Source organism: Cellulophaga sp. RHA19 (genome assembly GCF_002813425.1).
GTDB lineage: Bacteria > Bacteroidota > Bacteroidia > Flavobacteriales > Flavobacteriaceae > Cellulophaga.
This window is the reverse complement of the sequence record NZ_PHUL01000001.1, coordinates 1,887,295-1,903,426: the sequence shown is the minus strand read 5'-3', so window position 1 is coordinate 1,903,426 and position 16,132 is coordinate 1,887,295. Positions and strand designations below refer to the sequence as shown.

Here is a 16,132-nt window from a genome sequence, read left to right as displayed (position 1 = left end):
AAAGTATTTTTTTATGTGATTTACACTACATTGTTTTCATAAAGAAATAGTAGTTTTACCCTTATTACACCAAATTAACTACTACTAAATGTCTAAAAAAATAAAACTTATTTGGGATTTTAGAGGTCCCGCAGCAGAGAAAACTGCAGAGCACCATGAAATACATTTAAAAGAATTTATTACCGCAGAGAATTTACAATTAAACATTACGGGCTTTAATGCTTTAACAGATATGCATAGTATTGCTTATTTAGTTGTTAACGAGGCAGAAATGATTACTGTTAGAGATGCTTTAAAACCACATAGAGGAGAATTATACACTGCAGAATGAAACATTTTACACTCATTATATGTACGCTAGTGCTACTTTTTTCTTGCAAAGAAAAACAGCAAAAAATAAACCACCCTATTGACTATTTTTTAGCATCTAAAAGTGATAATATAAAAAAGGTTCTGGACAGTATTTCTAAACACGAAGTACAATTTAGATATACCGAGATAAATAAAAAAAACGGATTGTATATAGCCAGAAACTATGATTTTAATACTAATCCTAAAAACTATTTTTACCCTGCTAGCTCTGTTAAATTACCGATTGCCATTTTAACTTTAGAAAAAATATTTGAAAGTGATAATCTTACTAAGGATACCGAATTTTTTATTGAAGGAGACTCTATTAAAACAACATTTGCCAAAGAAATAATTAAAATATTTGCTGTTAGCGATAATGACGCCTATAACAGGTTATTTGAGTTTTTAGGTCAGGATTACATTAATAAAAAATTAAAAGAAAAGGGCATTAAAAATGTTAGAATAGCTCATAGATTAGCTACAGAAGATGCTGATAATGTTACCACAAAACCTTTGGTTATTTATTTAAATGATAGCACTACAACAAACAGTAAAGCCATAATTAACAGCCCTATTTTACCTTTAAACCTCAATAAGATTAAAAAAGGCATTGGTTATATTGATGAAGAAAATATATTACAAAAAGAGGCTTTTAATTTTAGCTTGAAGAATTTTTACAGTATTGAAGCTCAGCAACAAGTTTTGCAACGCGTTATTTACCCAGAATCATTTACAAAAGAACAACAGTTTAATTTGTATTTGGATGATATAGCATTTTTAAAAAACGCAATGAGCAATACTCCTAAAGACGCTGGCTATACTAGTGATTCTTATTATGACAGTTATGTAAAGTTTTTTATGTTTGGCAACACAAAAGACCCTATACCAAACAATATAAAGATATACAATAAGGTTGGTTACGCATATGGTACACTAACAGATTGTGCTTTTATTGAAGACACAGAAAACGATATTAGTTTTATGCTAACAGCAACTATTCTAGTAAATAAAAATGGCGTTTTTAATGACAATAACTACGAGTATGAAACTGTGGGAATTCCATTTTTAGCAGAATTAGGTAGAGAATTTTACAATTACAACCTGCAAAAAAAGTAGAACTAAAATTAACCTATTATACTATTTAACACTTAAACTTGTTATAGTATATAACCAATTAATTTTGTAAACTGTTATATTTCACTGTTTACGGGGTACAAACCAACCTATAGTTATCGCTACATTGCGTGCTACTATAACAACACGTAATTTTTAGGAACCAGCTTATGGCAAACGACCAAGAATATTTAAATAACCTAACCAAGCAGTTTGAAATTCTTTTAAGCAAGCAAGAGCACTTTGCTAAAGAACTAATGGTTCTACACAAAGAAATAGAGCGACTTAAAAAAGATGGTATTCCTAAACAAAAAAGTAGTGTAAAGCCTGCAACTATTACAACACCAGAAGTTACCCCTATTACAGAACCTACAGTAGAAAAGCCTACAGTAAAAGAACCTGTTATAGAAGTGACAAAAGATGTTTATAAAGACCCTATTACTGCCCCGCAAAATGCAACTACACAACCTAAACAAAATATAAAACCTAGAGAAAAAAGAATCTCTAAACCTAAAGGCAAATCTAATATTGAAAAATTTATTGGAGAAAACCTTTTAAACAAAATAGGTATTCTAATAGTTGTTATAGGCGTTGCAATCGGTGCTAAATACTCTATAGAAAACAATTTAATTAGTCCGTTAACAAGAATAATTTTAGGATACTTAACCGGTCTAGGTTTACTTGGTCTTGGAATTAAATTAAAAGAAAAATACACTAGTTACAGTGCTGTTTTAGTAAGTGGCTCTATTGCCATACTCTACTTTATAACGTTTGCTGCCTATAGTTTTTACGATATATTTTCGCAAATACCCGCTTTTGCAATAATGGTATTACTCACCGTATTTACAGTTATTGCCGCTATTAACTACAACAAACAAGCAATTGCACATATTGGCTTGGTTGGCGCATACGCTGTTCCTTTTTTACTTAGTAGTGGATCTGGACAAGTTGGAATTTTATTTACATATATGTCTATAATTAACATAGGCATTTTAACATTGTCATTTAAAAAAGATTGGAAGGGCTTATTCTACTCTGCTTTTATATTTACTTGGTTAATTTATAGCTCTTGGTTTGTATCTAAATATGAAGACTACTACTTTACAGAGGCTTTTACCTTCTTATTTATTTTCTTTGCCATATTCTACACAACTTTTATTGTAAATAAGGTAAAAAAGAACCAAGCATTTAATGCTAGTTCTATTATAATATTACTAGTAAACTCTTTCTTCTTTTTTGGCTTTGGCTTTTACATTTTAAGCTATACAAAAGATTATGATAGCTATTTAGGCTTATTTACGGTTGCAAATGCGTTGTTGCATTTTATTGCTGGCACTATTTTATACAAACAAAAATTAGCAGATAGTAAGCTTTTATATTTTATATTAGGTATGGTGTTTGTTTTTATCACCATTGCTGTACCTGTACAACTAGACGGTAATTACGTTACTATTTTATGGATTACTATTGCCGCTTTACTTTTCTGGATTGGCTCATCAAAAGGCGCGCCTATATTAAAGCAAATCTCTTATCCATTAATAATATTATCTCTACTAAGCTTGTTTCAAGATTGGGGCACTTACTACTTAGATCATAGTTATTATAGTGATTACGTAGGTAATGTTACTCCACTATTGAACGTAAATTTATTAGGATCTTTACTTAGTATTGCTTCTTTGTATTTCATTTATACAACCAATAAAAAACACAATACCAAAAACAACGTTTTATCTTACATTGCCCCAATAGTATTAATATTAGTAACATTTAGTAGTTTCTTTGTAGAAATAATACACTACTTTAATTTAGCTCTAGATAAGTCTAAAATTATAATAGACAAAACAGACATTTATAGCAACCCTATTAATTATGACATTAATAGCTTTAGCATACTAACACTTGTATACTACACCTTGTTATTCTTTTCTATACTAAGTATTATAAATATTAAAAAGATAAAAATCAGAGCATTAGGTATTGCAAACATTAGTATTAACAGTCTTGTTTTATTTATTTCTTTAACAATTGGTCTACTTATTGTAAGTGACTTAAGAGATAGCTATTTAGATCCGTCTGAATATTACAACTCTGGAAGTATGCACCTTGCAGTAAGGTATATACTTTATGCGTTTATAGCACTAATAGTATACTGTACTTACAGCTACACTAAGCAAAGTTTTATGCGCATAAACTTTAAAATTGCGTTTTCTATACTACTTAACATTACTGTACTTTGGATTTTAAGCAGTGAACTTATTAATTGGATAGACTTGTCTGGTGCAGAACAAACATACGGACTAGAGCTAACCATTTTATGGGGGCTATATTCTTTCTTCTTGGTAGCTAAAGGCATCTGGAAAAAAATTAAATACTTACGTATTGGAGGTATTATTTTATTTGGAATCACCATAATTAAGCTATTCTTTTTAGATTTGGCATCTTTAAACACTATATCAAAAACTCTTGTCCTAGTTATATTAGGGCTATTAATTTTAGGAGTTTCATTTTTATACAATAAGTACAAAAACAAAATTTTTGATGAGACAAAAGCAGAATAAATTCACACTATTTTTTTTACTGATCACAGTTGCATTTTACGGTCAAATGCAAAATTATGATGCTAAAATTGAGCTTAAAAATATTAAAGGCACCTGGCATACAATTACACTGCCAGACGTTGTTTTCTCTAATACACAGGAACGCTTAAGTGATATTCGTATTTATGGTATAACAGCCAAAAATGATACTATTGAAGCGCCCTACCTGTTAAACTACACATCTCCTAAGCTAAAAACAAAAACGGTAGATTATAAATTACTAAATGCTAGCACTAAAGATGGCGTATATTATTTTACACTTAAAGTACCTTCTAAAGATGCTATTAACCACATAAAACTAAATTTTGAGAATTCTAATTTTGATTGGAAAGTTTTGGTAGAAGCTAGTCATCACCAAAAAAAATGGTTTAAAATATATGATGACTATAGAATTGTTGCCATAAAAAATAGTCAAACCAATTACAGCTTTACAGACATTACTTTTCCTGCTGCGGAATTCAGTTATTTTAGAATAGGCATTAAGAGTGATGAAGAACCAATATTAGAAAAAGCTACATTAGAACACCAACAACAGACAGCAGCTAATATTACAGACAGAACAGTAAAATCTTTTAATGTAGTTGAAGATAAAAAAAATAAAAAAACAATAGTAAATATTGCGTTTGATAGAAAAGCACCTACACATCAAATCACCGTAAAGGTTAACAATAAAATAGACTACTACAGACCTATAAAAATTGAAGAACTAATAGACAGTGTTAAAACAGAAAAAGGGTACGTTTACAACTACAATACCCTAAGAATTGGCACATTATCATCTATTGAAAATAACGCATTTACTTTTGATAATACTTTTTCAAAAAAAATAAGAGTTACTATTTTAAATTTTGATAATCAACCTTTAAAAATAGATAATATAAACGCCAAGGGTTACAAATACCAACTAACAGCTAGGTTTACCGAACCAGCTACGTATTATTTAACCTATGGTAACAAAAGTGCCTACGCACCAAATTACGATATTGCACAGCTAAACATAAAAATGCCAGAAGACATTAAAGGCTTAACTATTGGTTCAGTAACAGAAATTGCAAAAAAAGAAGAAAAAATTCAAGAACCATTATTTACAAATAAAATATGGCTTTGGCTTATTATGGGAATAGTTATGCTTGTAATTGGCTGGTTTTCTTATAAAATGTTAAGTAAAAAACCAGAATAAAAACTTAACATACAACTAGCTCCGTTTTTTTGTAACTTGTGAATCCCCCCATATTTTACAACTTACTTTCTTACGCTTTGTTATGGTATTAAACACTTATTAACCATTAACAAACAAAAATGAAAAAATTAGTAGCAGAATTTATTGGTACGCTTTGGCTTGTCCTTGGCGGATGTGGTAGCGCGGTATTAGCAGCTGCATACCCAGAATTAGGAATTGGATTTGCAGGTGTTGCACTTGCTTTTGGATTAACAGTAGTAACTATGGCATATGCAATTGGCCATATATCTGGTTGCCACTTAAATCCGGCGGTTTCTATTGGGTTATGTGTTGGAGGCAGGTTTGATAAAAAAGATCTCTTCCCATACATAATTGCTCAAGTAATGGGCGGTATTGCAGGAGCAGCAATTTTATACGCTATTGTTAGCGGTAAAGAAGGCTTTAATATTGGCGGCTTTGCCTCTAATGGTTTTGGGGAGTTTTCTCCTGGCGGATACAATATGACATCAGCATTAATTACAGAAATTGTAATGACGTTTATGTTTCTAATAATTATACTTGGCGCAACGCACTCTAAAGCTCCTAAAGGTATGGCTGGTTTAGCTATTGGGCTTGGACTTACACTAATACACTTAATTAGCATTCCTGTAACTAACACATCTGTAAACCCTGCACGTAGTACCAGTCAGGCATTATTTGCACAAACAGATGGTGCTTTACCACAATTATGGCTATTTTGGGTAGCTCCTATAATAGGGGCTATTTTAGCAGGCTTGGTTTACAAATTAATCTCTCCTGAAGAAAAATAAGACTTAAAAAAAAGCAAAAGCCCTAGAAAATTAATTTTCTAGGGCTTTTTTTATACTATAAAGCTAAAATTAAGCTGGCTCTCCGTATAAATCAAAATCTGCCGCTTCCGTAATTTTTATATTTGCATATTCACCTTGTTTCAAATAGTGCTTTGTAGCATCAATTAAAACCTCGTTATCTACGTCTGGCGAATCAAATTCTGTTCTACCAACAAAGTAATTCCCCTCTTTTCTATCAATAATACACTTAAAAGTTTCTCCTATCTTTTCCTGATTTAGCTCCCAAGAAATCTGTGACTGTATTTCCATTATCTGGTTAGCTCTATCTTGCTTTACCTCTTCTGGCACATTATCTTCCAAATTGTAAGCATGTGTATTTTCCTCATGACTATAAGTAAAACAACCTAAGCGCTCAAAACGCATATCTATTACCCACTGTTTTAAGGTTTCAAAATCCTCTTCTGTTTCTCCAGGATAACCAACAATTAAAGTAGTTCTAATAGTCATATTAGGAACTGTAGCCCTAAAATCTTTTAGTAATTTTGTTGTTTTTGCCTGCGTGGTTCCACGACGCATACTTTTTAAAATAGCATCAGAAATATGCTGTAAAGGAATATCTAAATAATTACAAATTTTAGGCTCCTTATTCATTAAATCTAACACATCCATTGGAAAACCAGTAGGAAACGCATAGTGCAAGCGTATCCACTCTATACCTTCTACTTTTACCAAAGCCTCTAAAAGCTCTGCCAAGTTTCTTTTCTTATATAAATCTAAACCGTAGTATGTTAAATCTTGTGCTATAAGTATCAATTCCTTAACACCTTTAGCCGCCAATTTTTCTGCTTCAGTAACTAAATCTTCAATAGGCGTACTCTTATGCTTACCACGCATTAACGGTATTGCACAAAAAGAACAAGGTCTATCACAACCTTCTGCAATTTTTAAATAAGCATAGTTTTTTGGTGTTGTAGTTATACGCTCACCTATTAGCTCATGCTTATAATCTGCACCTAAAGCTTTTAATAAACTAGGCAACTGACTAGTTCCAAAATACTCATCTACATTAGGAATTTCTTTTACTAGATCTGGCTTGTAACGCTCACTTAAACATCCTGTTACAAAAACCTTATCTACTTCACCTGCTTCTTTTTTCTGTACAAAATCTAAAATAGTGTTAACACTCTCTTCTTTTGCATTATCAATAAAGCCACACGTATTAATTACAACAATATTACCTTCATCTTCATGAGCCACCTCTTTACCGTTAGCTTTTAACTGCCCCATTAGTACTTCAGAATCGTACACGTTTTTAGAGCAACCTAAAGTAACTACGTTAATTTTATTTGTTTTGAGTGATTTTGTGCGCATAATCTATTAAAATTGGCTGCAAAAATACAACTTGCTTAAGGAATGACACCTATATAGAACTAATTTTATGATTTTTACGTTAAACCATTAGCCTTTAATGTTATCTAAAACAAAAAATACAGTAAATGAAAAACAGCAAATACTTTGTTACAGTAATATTATTTTGTTTTCTTTTTGGCTGTTCTACAGACAGTGACACCGCTATTGAAAATATAGATTCTAATAAACTATACTTTCCTCCTATAAATTCTGATGAATGGCAAACAAATTCTATTTCTAATTTAAATTGGAATGAAGACGCCCTACAACCTCTTTTAGATTTTATAGAAACCAATAAGACTAAAGCTTTTTTAATACTTGAAAATGGAAAAATTGTAGTTGAATGGTATGGTAATAATACCGATGCAAATTCTAATTTAGCATGGAACTCTGCTGCAAAAACATTAGTTTCTTTTACTGCCGGAATTGCTATTGAAGAAGGTTTTTTAGATGTTAATTTGCCATCTAGCAATTATTTAGGTACAGGCTGGTCTTCTTTAACAACTACTCAAGAACAAAGCATTACAGTTAAAAATCATTTAACAATGACTACTGGTTTAGATTATACTGTAACTAACAACAACTGCACAGACCCAGAGTGTTTTACTTTTAAAAATTTACCAGGCACATTTTGGTACTATCATAATGGAGCATACACTATTACACATAATATTATAGAAGGAGCCACACAGCAAAATTTTAATACTTATTTTAATAACAAACTAAAAAATATGACTGGTATGCAAGGCTCTTGGCTACCTTTTGGTTATTTTAAATTATACTATAGCAACGCCAGAAGTATGGCCAGATTTGGTCTTTTAAATCTAAACAAAGGAAATTGGAATGGAACTTCTGTTTTAAAATCTGAAACATATTTTAACGAAATGACTAATACATCTCAAAACTCAAATAAAGCCTATGGCTATTTTTGGTGGTTAAACGGAAAAGATTCTTACAGACTACCAACATCCGAACAAGAGTATACTGGCAAACTAATTCCTAATGCACCAAATGATTTAATTGCCGGTTTAGGCAAAGACGATCAAAAATTATATGTTATACCAAGCAAAAACTTAGTTATTGTACGTATGGGTGATGCCGCTAATGACGAATTACTTGGTCCATCTAGTTTTGATAATATACTGTGGGAGAAAATAAATAATTTAATTAACTAATTGTAATTTTCTGGTATTTGCCTCGCCTTAAAAGCTGACTCAAAACCAGCAGCATATCGTAACAATTCTGCCTCATTAAATTGTTTAGCTATAAAAGTTAAACTAATTGGCTCTCCTGTTTTTTTATACCCCATTGGCACTGTAATTGCAGGGTATTTAGCTACTGCCGCATAACCAGCGTGGTAATTATTAATAGATAAAATTGCATTTAAATTATGAGCATCCATAGCCTCATTAAAATAACGCCTTCCGCTTTGCTCTAAATTACTTACAATAACAGCCAATTCTTCAACTGTAGTGGTATCTGCTAAAATACCTCTAAATAAGGATTGCCCATAAGGTATTTTTATAACAGAGTCTTTAGCATTAAACGCTACTGCAGATTTTATATCCTGTATTGGTAGTTTATTTTTAGTTTGATTTTTTATGTAAGTTGGCAAATCGTGCTTCATATCAATATTCAAAATACTTAAAAAACCACTCATTGAAACTTCTGGAGGCGTAATTTCTACAATAATACTTCCGTGCTCTCTTAGTTTATCTACCGATGCTCTGTAAATAGAATCTGTAGCTAACAAGTTTTTAATCACCCCAAAACGCTTCCCTTTTAAGCTATTATCCGTTAAAGGTGCAGAAAGCACTCCTAATTCTTTTTCAACAGATTTACTATCTGCAGCATCTTTACCCTTCATTGCATCTAATAAAATAGCAGCATCAGGCACATTTTTAGCCATTGGGCCAGGAGTATCTAAGGTGCTAGAAATTGGTACAATACCAGTTCTACTTAAAAAACCTATTGTAGGCTTTAAACCAACAACCGAGTTTTGACTAGAAGGAGACAATATAGAGCCCGATGTTTCTGTACCTACAGCAGCCACAGCGTAATTTGCCGCCACTGCCGTGCCACTACCAGCACTAGAACCACCTGTTTCAAAAATTTTTCTACCGTAAGGATTTAATGTTTGTCCACCTACAGCACTATACCCAACCGGACAACCTGTACATAAAAAATAGGCCCACTCACTTAAATTAACCTTGCCTAAAATTAAAGCTCCGTTTTCTTTTAATCTTTTTACCACAAAGGCATCATCTGTGACATTATTTTTAAAAGCTATAGAACCAGCTGTAGTAAACATTCCTTTAGTATTTATATTATCTTTTAACAAAATAGGCATACCATAAATAGGGTGCACAACATTAGACTCATCACCTTTCTTCTTTAGCTCATCTAATTTGCGAGCTTGCATTACTACATCTTTATTTAAAGCTACAATAGTGTTTAATGTTGTAGCATTATCCAACTCATACTTATATATACGATACAAATAAAAGAGAACCAATTTCTCATAAGTTAACTCACCATTATTTATATGCTTGCGTAGCGTGTAGATATTTTGTTCTAAAATAAGCGGTTTTAAGGCTTTATATTCTTCGTTAGATAATTTTTGAACCTCAGGATAAAGAGGAAGAAATATTTCATTCTTGTCTATTACTTTAGACTGTATTAATTTGTAACGCATTCTAGGATTAGTATGCTCTGCATTTTCTGCAACTTCTAAAGAATCATTATAAGGCTGCCATAAAACAAGCTCCTTTTTAGCATCTTCTACTTTATTTTTACAAGAAATAACCAACAACACTAAAACAACTAAAACATACTTTTTCATTACAAACAGTATTAAAATAAAAAAACCTCCAAATGGAGGTTTTTACATTACTTTTTTAAATTGAAGAAAGAATCTACAAACTCGAACTTATTAAAAACTTGTAAGTCCTCTATACCTTCTCCTACTCCTATATACTTCACAGGGATTTGAAATTGATCTGAGATACCAATTACCACTCCTCCTTTAGCTGTGCCATCTAATTTAGTAACCGCCAATGATGTAACCTCTGTTGCTTTAGTAAACTGTTTAGCTTGCTCAAAAGCGTTTTGCCCTGTAGAACCATCTAAAACCAACATTACATCATGCGGAGTATCTTCTACCACCTTGTGCATTACACGTTTTACTTTGGTAAGTTCATTCATTAAATTTACCTTATTATGTAAACGCCCAGCTGTATCTATAATTACAACATCTGCATTTTGTGTTACAGCAGAGCTTAGCGTATCAAAAGCAACAGAAGCGGGGTCACTACCCATTTTTTGCTTTACAATAGGAATATCTACACGATCTGCCCAAACCTGTAGTTGATCTATAGCAGCGGCTCTAAAAGTATCTGCCGCACCTAAAACAACTTTTAACCCTTGTTTTTTAAACTGATAAGCCATTTTACCAATGGTTGTAGTTTTACCAACACCATTAACACCAACAACCATTATTACATATGGTTTTACACCTTTAGGAACCGTAAACTCTGTATCATTACCAGTATTAGTTTCTGATAAAAGTGATGCAATTTCTTCTCGCAAAATTACATTAAGCTCATCTGTACCTAAATATTTATCTTTAGAAACACGTGCCTCTATACGATCTATAATTTTCAAGGTAGTCTCTACTCCAACATCAGAAGTTACTAGAATTTCTTCTAGATTATCTAATACATCATCATCTACCTTAGTTTTACCAGCTACAGCTTTACTTAACTTAGAAAAAAAGCTACTTTTACTTTTCTCTAAACCTTTATCAAGGCTTTCCTTCTTTTTTGAAGAAAATATATTTTTAAATAGACTCATTTTTTATCCTGTAATTTTACCAAAGATATAAAAATAAAAAAAGCCACTTTCTAATGAAAGTAGCTTTATTATCAATACTGTATATTGATATTATTTTTTAGCTAACCACTCGCTTACTAATTCTGGAGCCATAACTGATTCCACAAAAGTGTAAGCTCCTGATTTAGGAGACTTTACCATTTTAATGGCTTTAGTTAATCTCTTTGAGCTGGTCTGTAAACTTGCTACTGTTTTCTTTGCCATAACTTTATAGTTTAACAACTTCCTTACTAAAGGAAATTTAAATTATTTTATTTCTTTATGAACAGTCATCTTCTTTAAAATTGGGTTAAATTTCTTTAACTCAATTCTATCCGGAGTGTTCTTTTTGTTTTTAGTGGTAATGTACCTAGAAGTACCTGGTTGCCCAGACTCTTTGTGCTCTGTACACTCTAAAATAACTTGTATTCTGTTACCTTTCTTTGCCATCTTTATTATTTTTTAAAGAGATTATTTAATAACCCCCTGTGCTTTAGCCTCTTTTAATACTTCAGAGATTCCTTTTTTGTTGATACTCTTAAGAGCTCTTGTAGATACTTTTAAAGTTATCCAACGATCTTCCTCTGGAATGTAAAAACGTTTTTTGGAAAGATTTACATCAAACCTTCTTCTTGTCTTATTAATAGAGAAAGACACGTTATTTCCAAACATTGCTTTCTTTCCAGTGATTTCACAAACTTTTGACATTATGCTAGATTTTGTGTTATTTTAAACAGGCTGCAAATTTATAGCTTTTTTTTGGGTAGACAAAATTCTTTTCATCAAATTTTTAAAATTATTTTACCACCTCTTAAAATGTTGCTATTTAACAACCTAATATTTCTTTATATAATAGCTCTAAAGCCTTATTAATAGCCTTATTTACCACTCTTTCTCTTTGACCTCCTAATTGCTCTTTAATAGCAAATATTTTTGTTGGAGTTGCTATACCAATATAAACAGTACCCACCTCTGCATTAGAATCTCCCTTTGTTGGTCCTGCATTACCTGTTGTTGCAATTGCAAAATCGGTTTTAAGCGCTTTTTGCACATTTGTAGCCATAGCTATTGCAACTTGCTCACTAACCACAGAATACTCTTTAATTAAAGCCTCTGAAACTCCTAAAACATTAATTTTAACTTCTGTTGCATAACAAACCACACTTCCCTTAAAATAAGCTGATGCCCCTGGTATAGAAGTAAATATTTCTGATATTTTACCTCCCGTAAAACTCTCTGCAGTAGCTAAAGTTTTTCCTTTTTCTGTTAGTAGTTTTGCAGTAGCAACCTCTAAAACATCCTCTCCTTCTTCGCCATAAACTATATCGCCAATTAAAGCTATTAATTTTTGACTCTCATCTTTTATTGCCTGTTCTAAAATATCTTTATTTTTTCCAGTACCAGACAAACGCAAGCGTACAGAACCCAAACTTGGCAAATATGCGAGTTTTATAAATACAGGTAACTGGTCTTCCCAAGCCTCTATTTGCTCTGCCAAAGCACTTTCACCCACACCGTAGGTTATAAATGTTTTATGTATTATATGCGGCCTTTTATACTCTTTTATGACGCGCGGCACAACTTCTTCTGTAATAAGATATCGCATTTCAAAAGGAACACCAGGCATAGACACAAAAACAGTATCATTGTCTTTTATCCACATTCCAGGTGCTGTACCTTTTAAATTGTGCAATACTGTAGCTTTAGACAGTACTTTTGCCTGTTGCTTATTTACTTCTAAAATTGGCTTGTCAGAAAATTTCTTAAACAACTCTTCAACGTGTGCCAATACTTGGTTATTTTGAACCAAAGTATCATTAAAATACTCGCACAATGTATGTTTGGTAATATCATCTTTAGTAGGGCCTAAACCTCCTGTAATTAAGACAATATCTACTCTTTTTGAAGCATCTTTTAAAGCAGAAAGAATTTGCTCCTTATTATCTTGTATTGACGTTATTTGATAAACTGTAACACCAATTTTATTTAATTCTTTACCTATAAAGGCCGAATTAGTATCTATAACCTGACCAATAAGTAGCTCATCTCCTATGGTTATTATTTCGGCAAGCATTACAAACTAAAGTCGTTTTTTAATTCTGTTACAACTTGTAAAACATCAATCTTTAACGTTTTAAAAACTTCTTCAATTTTATTAAAATCGCCTTGTTGCTTCCCTAATGATTCTATTTCAAAAGCAGCAGCTCTAGTCTGCTCCATACCTAACAAATCTACATTAGGTTTAATTTTATGTGCCAACTGGTAGGTTGGCTCATAGTCTCTACTTTCAATTGCTTTTTCAAGAAGACCCAAATCTTCAGGCACTTCTTCTAAAAAAACAGATACTACAGAATTGATAAAATCCATATCACCTTCCGCCATTTCATTCAACTTATCAAGACTATAAATCATTTATTTAATATTTAATGTAAACATTTCTTCTCCTTCCAACGTGCCACAAAGATAATCATTAGCATCTACTCTTCCTACACCTGCTGGTGTACCCGTAAATATGATATCTCCTTTTTTTAACATAAAATACTGAGAAACATATGAGATTAACTCATCTACTTTCCACAACATTAAATTTGTATTTCCTTTTTGTACGATTTTATCATTTTTTAGTAAAGAAAAATTTATATCATCTACAGAAGAAAACTTACTTTTTGAAAGCCATTTACCTATTACCGCTGCACCATCAAAACCCTTTGCTTTTTCCCAAGGTAATCCTTTTTCCTTTAACTTAGATTGAAGATCACGAGCCGTAAAATCTATTCCTAGCCCAATTTCATCATAATAGTTGGGTGCAAATTGAGACTCTATATGCTTACCTACCTTTTTAATTTTAACCAAAACCTCTACTTCATAATGAATATTATTAGAAAATTCTGGAATATAAAAATCTTGCTCCTTAGGCAATACAGCTGAGTCTGGCTTAATAAAAACGACAGGATCTGTAGGCTTTTCATTAGCCAACTCTTTTATATGATCTGTGTAATTACGACCAATGCAAATTATCTTCATTTTAATTTCTTTTTTTATTGCTTCTCTTTAGAGAGTTTTAGACTTACAGCTGGTATTAAATGCTTAGTATTATCTTTAGATTTCACTTTAAAATCTGTCCACTCACCCATACCATATACCATAACTTTAAAATTTTGGTTTTTATTGTAAACACCTCCAAAGGTAGGAGCAAACCTATCTTCTATAGTTAACTCATTACTAATTGCATCTTTACCCTTTATAGCATACCAATTATATGGCACAAACAACCACTCTAAACCAATATAAACACCTTCTCTTGGCATTTTTATAGTAAAGGCTGATAAATCTATAGAAACAAAATCGTTTTCTGCAAAAGTTTCTAAAATAATGCTTTTATGCAATAAATCGTTAGTTGGCTTTTTAGTTTCTGGGTCTACAGCATAAACACGAATTCTAAATTTAGATGCTCTTCTTTTAAAGCCCTCGTCTTGCTGAAAAAATACAGTAACCTTGTTTATATATTTTTTTGAAGCTCCAATATTTGGGTAGTAAGTTGCCAATACCCACGGTGTAGAAGAAGACGCAAACCCACTTTTTAAGTCATAACTACCAATAGGGTTTAAAACAAAAGAATCTCCAATTGATTTAGCAACAACAACCTCATCTAATTCAAAAGATTCTTCTACCATACCAAACTTTTTATCTGCTACAAGTTGTTTAACAGCTACAATAGTATCTTTAAAACCTAATGAAGATAAGTGTACTTGCTTTTCTAAAAAAGAGTTAGGAACATCAACAAAAAAATACCCTTTTTCATCTGTAGAGGCACCTTTTAAGGTATTTAAAAAACTAACATTTACATAAGGAATTGGCTCTTGTGTTTTAGCATTGTAAATGGTGCCATCTATTAAAATTTCTTGTGCAGATAAGCTAACAACACTAAAAAAGAGCAAAAAAAATAATCTCATTATTTAACTTAACTTATTATTTAACTTACTAAGTTTAATTTGAGTAAGTACCTTTTTTGTATACAATGGAAAATCTGCATTTAATATCCAACCAAAATAACCTGGTTCTTTTTCTAAAACCTCATCTACCTTTTTACCTTTATGTTTACCAAAAGAAAAAGCAGCATCACCATCTTGGTCTATAATAATAAAGCCTGCAAAATCTGCAAACTTTTTACGTGTTGTAAATTCTGATAATTTTTTGATATCGTTTTCCAATTCTGGATAACGGTCTAATTGCGATTTTAAAACCTCAAAAGTAGCATTGGTATCTGCCGCTGCACTATGGGCATTAGTAAGCTCTTTATCGCAATAAAATTTATAAGCCGCCTCTAGAGTTCTTTTCTCCATTTTAAAGAAAATAGTTTGCACATCTACAGAAACTGTATTTTTCATATCAAAATCTACACCTGCACGCAACATTTCCTCCGCTAACAGAGGTATATCAAACCTGTCTGAATTATACCCTCCTAAATCACAATCTTTTATCATTGCATAAATTTCTTTAGACAATGCTGCAAAAGTAGGCTCGTTTGCCACTTTTTCATTAGAAATACCGTGTACTGCTATTACCTCATCTGGAATTACCATTTCTGGATTAACCAACCACGTTTTACTTTCCTTATTTCCGTTAGGATATATTTTTAAAATGGAAATCTCTACCACTCTATCTTTAGCCACGTTTATTCCTGTTGTTTCTAAATCGAAAAAACAAATTGGGCGTGTTAACTTTAAATCCATTTTACTGTGTTTTAACACAAAGATAAATGAATAGCTACTTTTACAAAAAATAAAATAGGTATAAAAAAA

17 protein-coding genes are annotated in these 16,132 nt (G+C 31.7%); 6 read left to right on the top strand and 11 right to left on the bottom strand.

Going from position 1 to position 16,132, the window contains the following annotated elements:
• Positions 1–88 precede the first annotated feature (88 nt).
• From AX016_RS08415 to aqpZ, 5 genes are all read left to right on the top strand, one after another.
• Positions 89–331 carry a hypothetical protein gene (locus AX016_RS08415; RefSeq protein WP_100895180.1) on the top strand — a complete coding sequence of 81 codons (243 nt, stop codon included), beginning with the start codon at positions 89–91 and terminating at the stop codon, positions 329–331.
• Positions 328–1,467 (top strand): serine hydrolase, encoded by a 1,140-nt coding sequence (locus AX016_RS08410; protein WP_100895179.1) that lies wholly within the window; start codon positions 328–330, stop codon positions 1,465–1,467. Before AX016_RS08415 ends, AX016_RS08410 begins: the two co-directional genes overlap by 4 nt.
• Positions 1,468–1,634: 167 nt before the next feature.
• Entirely contained in the window at positions 1,635–4,022 is a 2,388-nt protein-coding gene (locus AX016_RS08405; RefSeq protein ID WP_100895178.1) for a DUF2339 domain-containing protein, read from the top strand.
• Positions 4,003–5,241, top strand: a complete 1,239-nt coding sequence (locus AX016_RS08400) for a DUF3999 family protein (RefSeq protein ID WP_100895177.1) — start codon at positions 4,003–4,005, stop codon at positions 5,239–5,241. Before AX016_RS08405 ends, AX016_RS08400 begins: the two co-directional genes overlap by 20 nt.
• Positions 5,242–5,360: 119 nt before the next feature.
• Positions 5,361–6,050: an aquaporin Z gene (gene aqpZ / locus AX016_RS08395; protein ID WP_100895176.1), complete on the top strand. Its 690-nt coding sequence runs from the start codon at positions 5,361–5,363 to the stop codon at positions 6,048–6,050.
• Positions 6,051–6,119: 69 nt separating this feature from the next.
• On the opposite strand, the gene rimO is transcribed toward aqpZ, so the two are convergent.
• Positions 6,120–7,421 (bottom strand): 30S ribosomal protein S12 methylthiotransferase RimO, encoded by a 1,302-nt coding sequence (rimO, locus tag AX016_RS08390; protein ID WP_100895175.1) that lies wholly within the window; start codon positions 7,419–7,421, stop codon positions 6,120–6,122.
• A 125-nt stretch (positions 7,422–7,546) separates the two neighbouring features.
• Between rimO and AX016_RS08385 the strand changes: the two genes are divergently transcribed.
• Positions 7,547–8,635, top strand: a complete 1,089-nt coding sequence (locus AX016_RS08385) for a serine hydrolase domain-containing protein (RefSeq protein ID WP_100895174.1) — start codon at positions 7,547–7,549, stop codon at positions 8,633–8,635.
• Here AX016_RS08385 and AX016_RS08380 read toward each other — a convergent pair.
• The 10 genes from AX016_RS08380 to AX016_RS08335 all read right to left on the bottom strand — a co-directional run bounded on the left by AX016_RS08380 (position 8,632) and on the right by AX016_RS08335 (position 16,063).
• Positions 8,632–10,302 (bottom strand): amidase family protein, encoded by a 1,671-nt coding sequence (locus tag AX016_RS08380; RefSeq protein ID WP_100895173.1) that lies wholly within the window; start codon positions 10,300–10,302, stop codon positions 8,632–8,634. The genes AX016_RS08385 and AX016_RS08380 overlap by 4 nt on opposite strands.
• A 47-nt stretch (positions 10,303–10,349) precedes the next feature.
• Positions 10,350–11,312 (bottom strand): signal recognition particle-docking protein FtsY, encoded by a 963-nt coding sequence (gene ftsY, locus AX016_RS08375; RefSeq protein WP_100895172.1) that lies wholly within the window; start codon positions 11,310–11,312, stop codon positions 10,350–10,352.
• Positions 11,313–11,402: 90 nt separating this feature from the next.
• Positions 11,403–11,555 (bottom strand): DUF4295 domain-containing protein, encoded by a 153-nt coding sequence (locus AX016_RS08370; RefSeq protein WP_072304899.1) that lies wholly within the window; start codon positions 11,553–11,555, stop codon positions 11,403–11,405.
• A gap of 42 nt (positions 11,556–11,597) precedes the next feature.
• Positions 11,598–11,780 carry a 50S ribosomal protein L33 gene (gene rpmG, locus AX016_RS08365; RefSeq protein WP_024481505.1) on the bottom strand — a complete coding sequence of 61 codons (183 nt, stop codon included), beginning with the start codon at positions 11,778–11,780 and terminating at the stop codon, positions 11,598–11,600.
• 21 nt (positions 11,781–11,801) lie between these two features.
• Complete coding sequence (rpmB, locus tag AX016_RS08360) at positions 11,802–12,038, bottom strand: 50S ribosomal protein L28 (protein WP_077400145.1); 237 nt, start codon at positions 12,036–12,038, stop codon at positions 11,802–11,804.
• A gap of 118 nt (positions 12,039–12,156) precedes the next feature.
• Positions 12,157–13,404 carry a competence/damage-inducible protein A gene (locus tag AX016_RS08355; protein WP_100895171.1) on the bottom strand — a complete coding sequence of 416 codons (1,248 nt, stop codon included), beginning with the start codon at positions 13,402–13,404 and terminating at the stop codon, positions 12,157–12,159.
• Positions 13,404–13,742 (bottom strand): Hpt domain-containing protein, encoded by a 339-nt coding sequence (locus AX016_RS08350; RefSeq protein WP_100895170.1) that lies wholly within the window; start codon positions 13,740–13,742, stop codon positions 13,404–13,406. Before AX016_RS08350 ends, AX016_RS08355 begins: the two co-directional genes overlap by 1 nt.
• The gene (locus AX016_RS08345; RefSeq protein WP_100895169.1) at positions 13,743–14,354 is read right to left on the bottom strand and encodes a fumarylacetoacetate hydrolase family protein; all 612 of its coding nucleotides are present in this window, start codon (positions 14,352–14,354) and stop codon (positions 13,743–13,745) included.
• Between the two features lie 14 nt (positions 14,355–14,368).
• Positions 14,369–15,283 carry a carboxypeptidase-like regulatory domain-containing protein gene (locus AX016_RS08340; RefSeq protein ID WP_100895168.1) on the bottom strand — a complete coding sequence of 305 codons (915 nt, stop codon included), beginning with the start codon at positions 15,281–15,283 and terminating at the stop codon, positions 14,369–14,371.
• A 3-nt stretch (positions 15,284–15,286) separates the two neighbouring features.
• Positions 15,287–16,063: a 3'-5' exonuclease gene (locus AX016_RS08335; RefSeq protein WP_100895167.1), complete on the bottom strand. Its 777-nt coding sequence runs from the start codon at positions 16,061–16,063 to the stop codon at positions 15,287–15,289.
• Positions 16,064–16,132 lie beyond the last annotated feature (69 nt).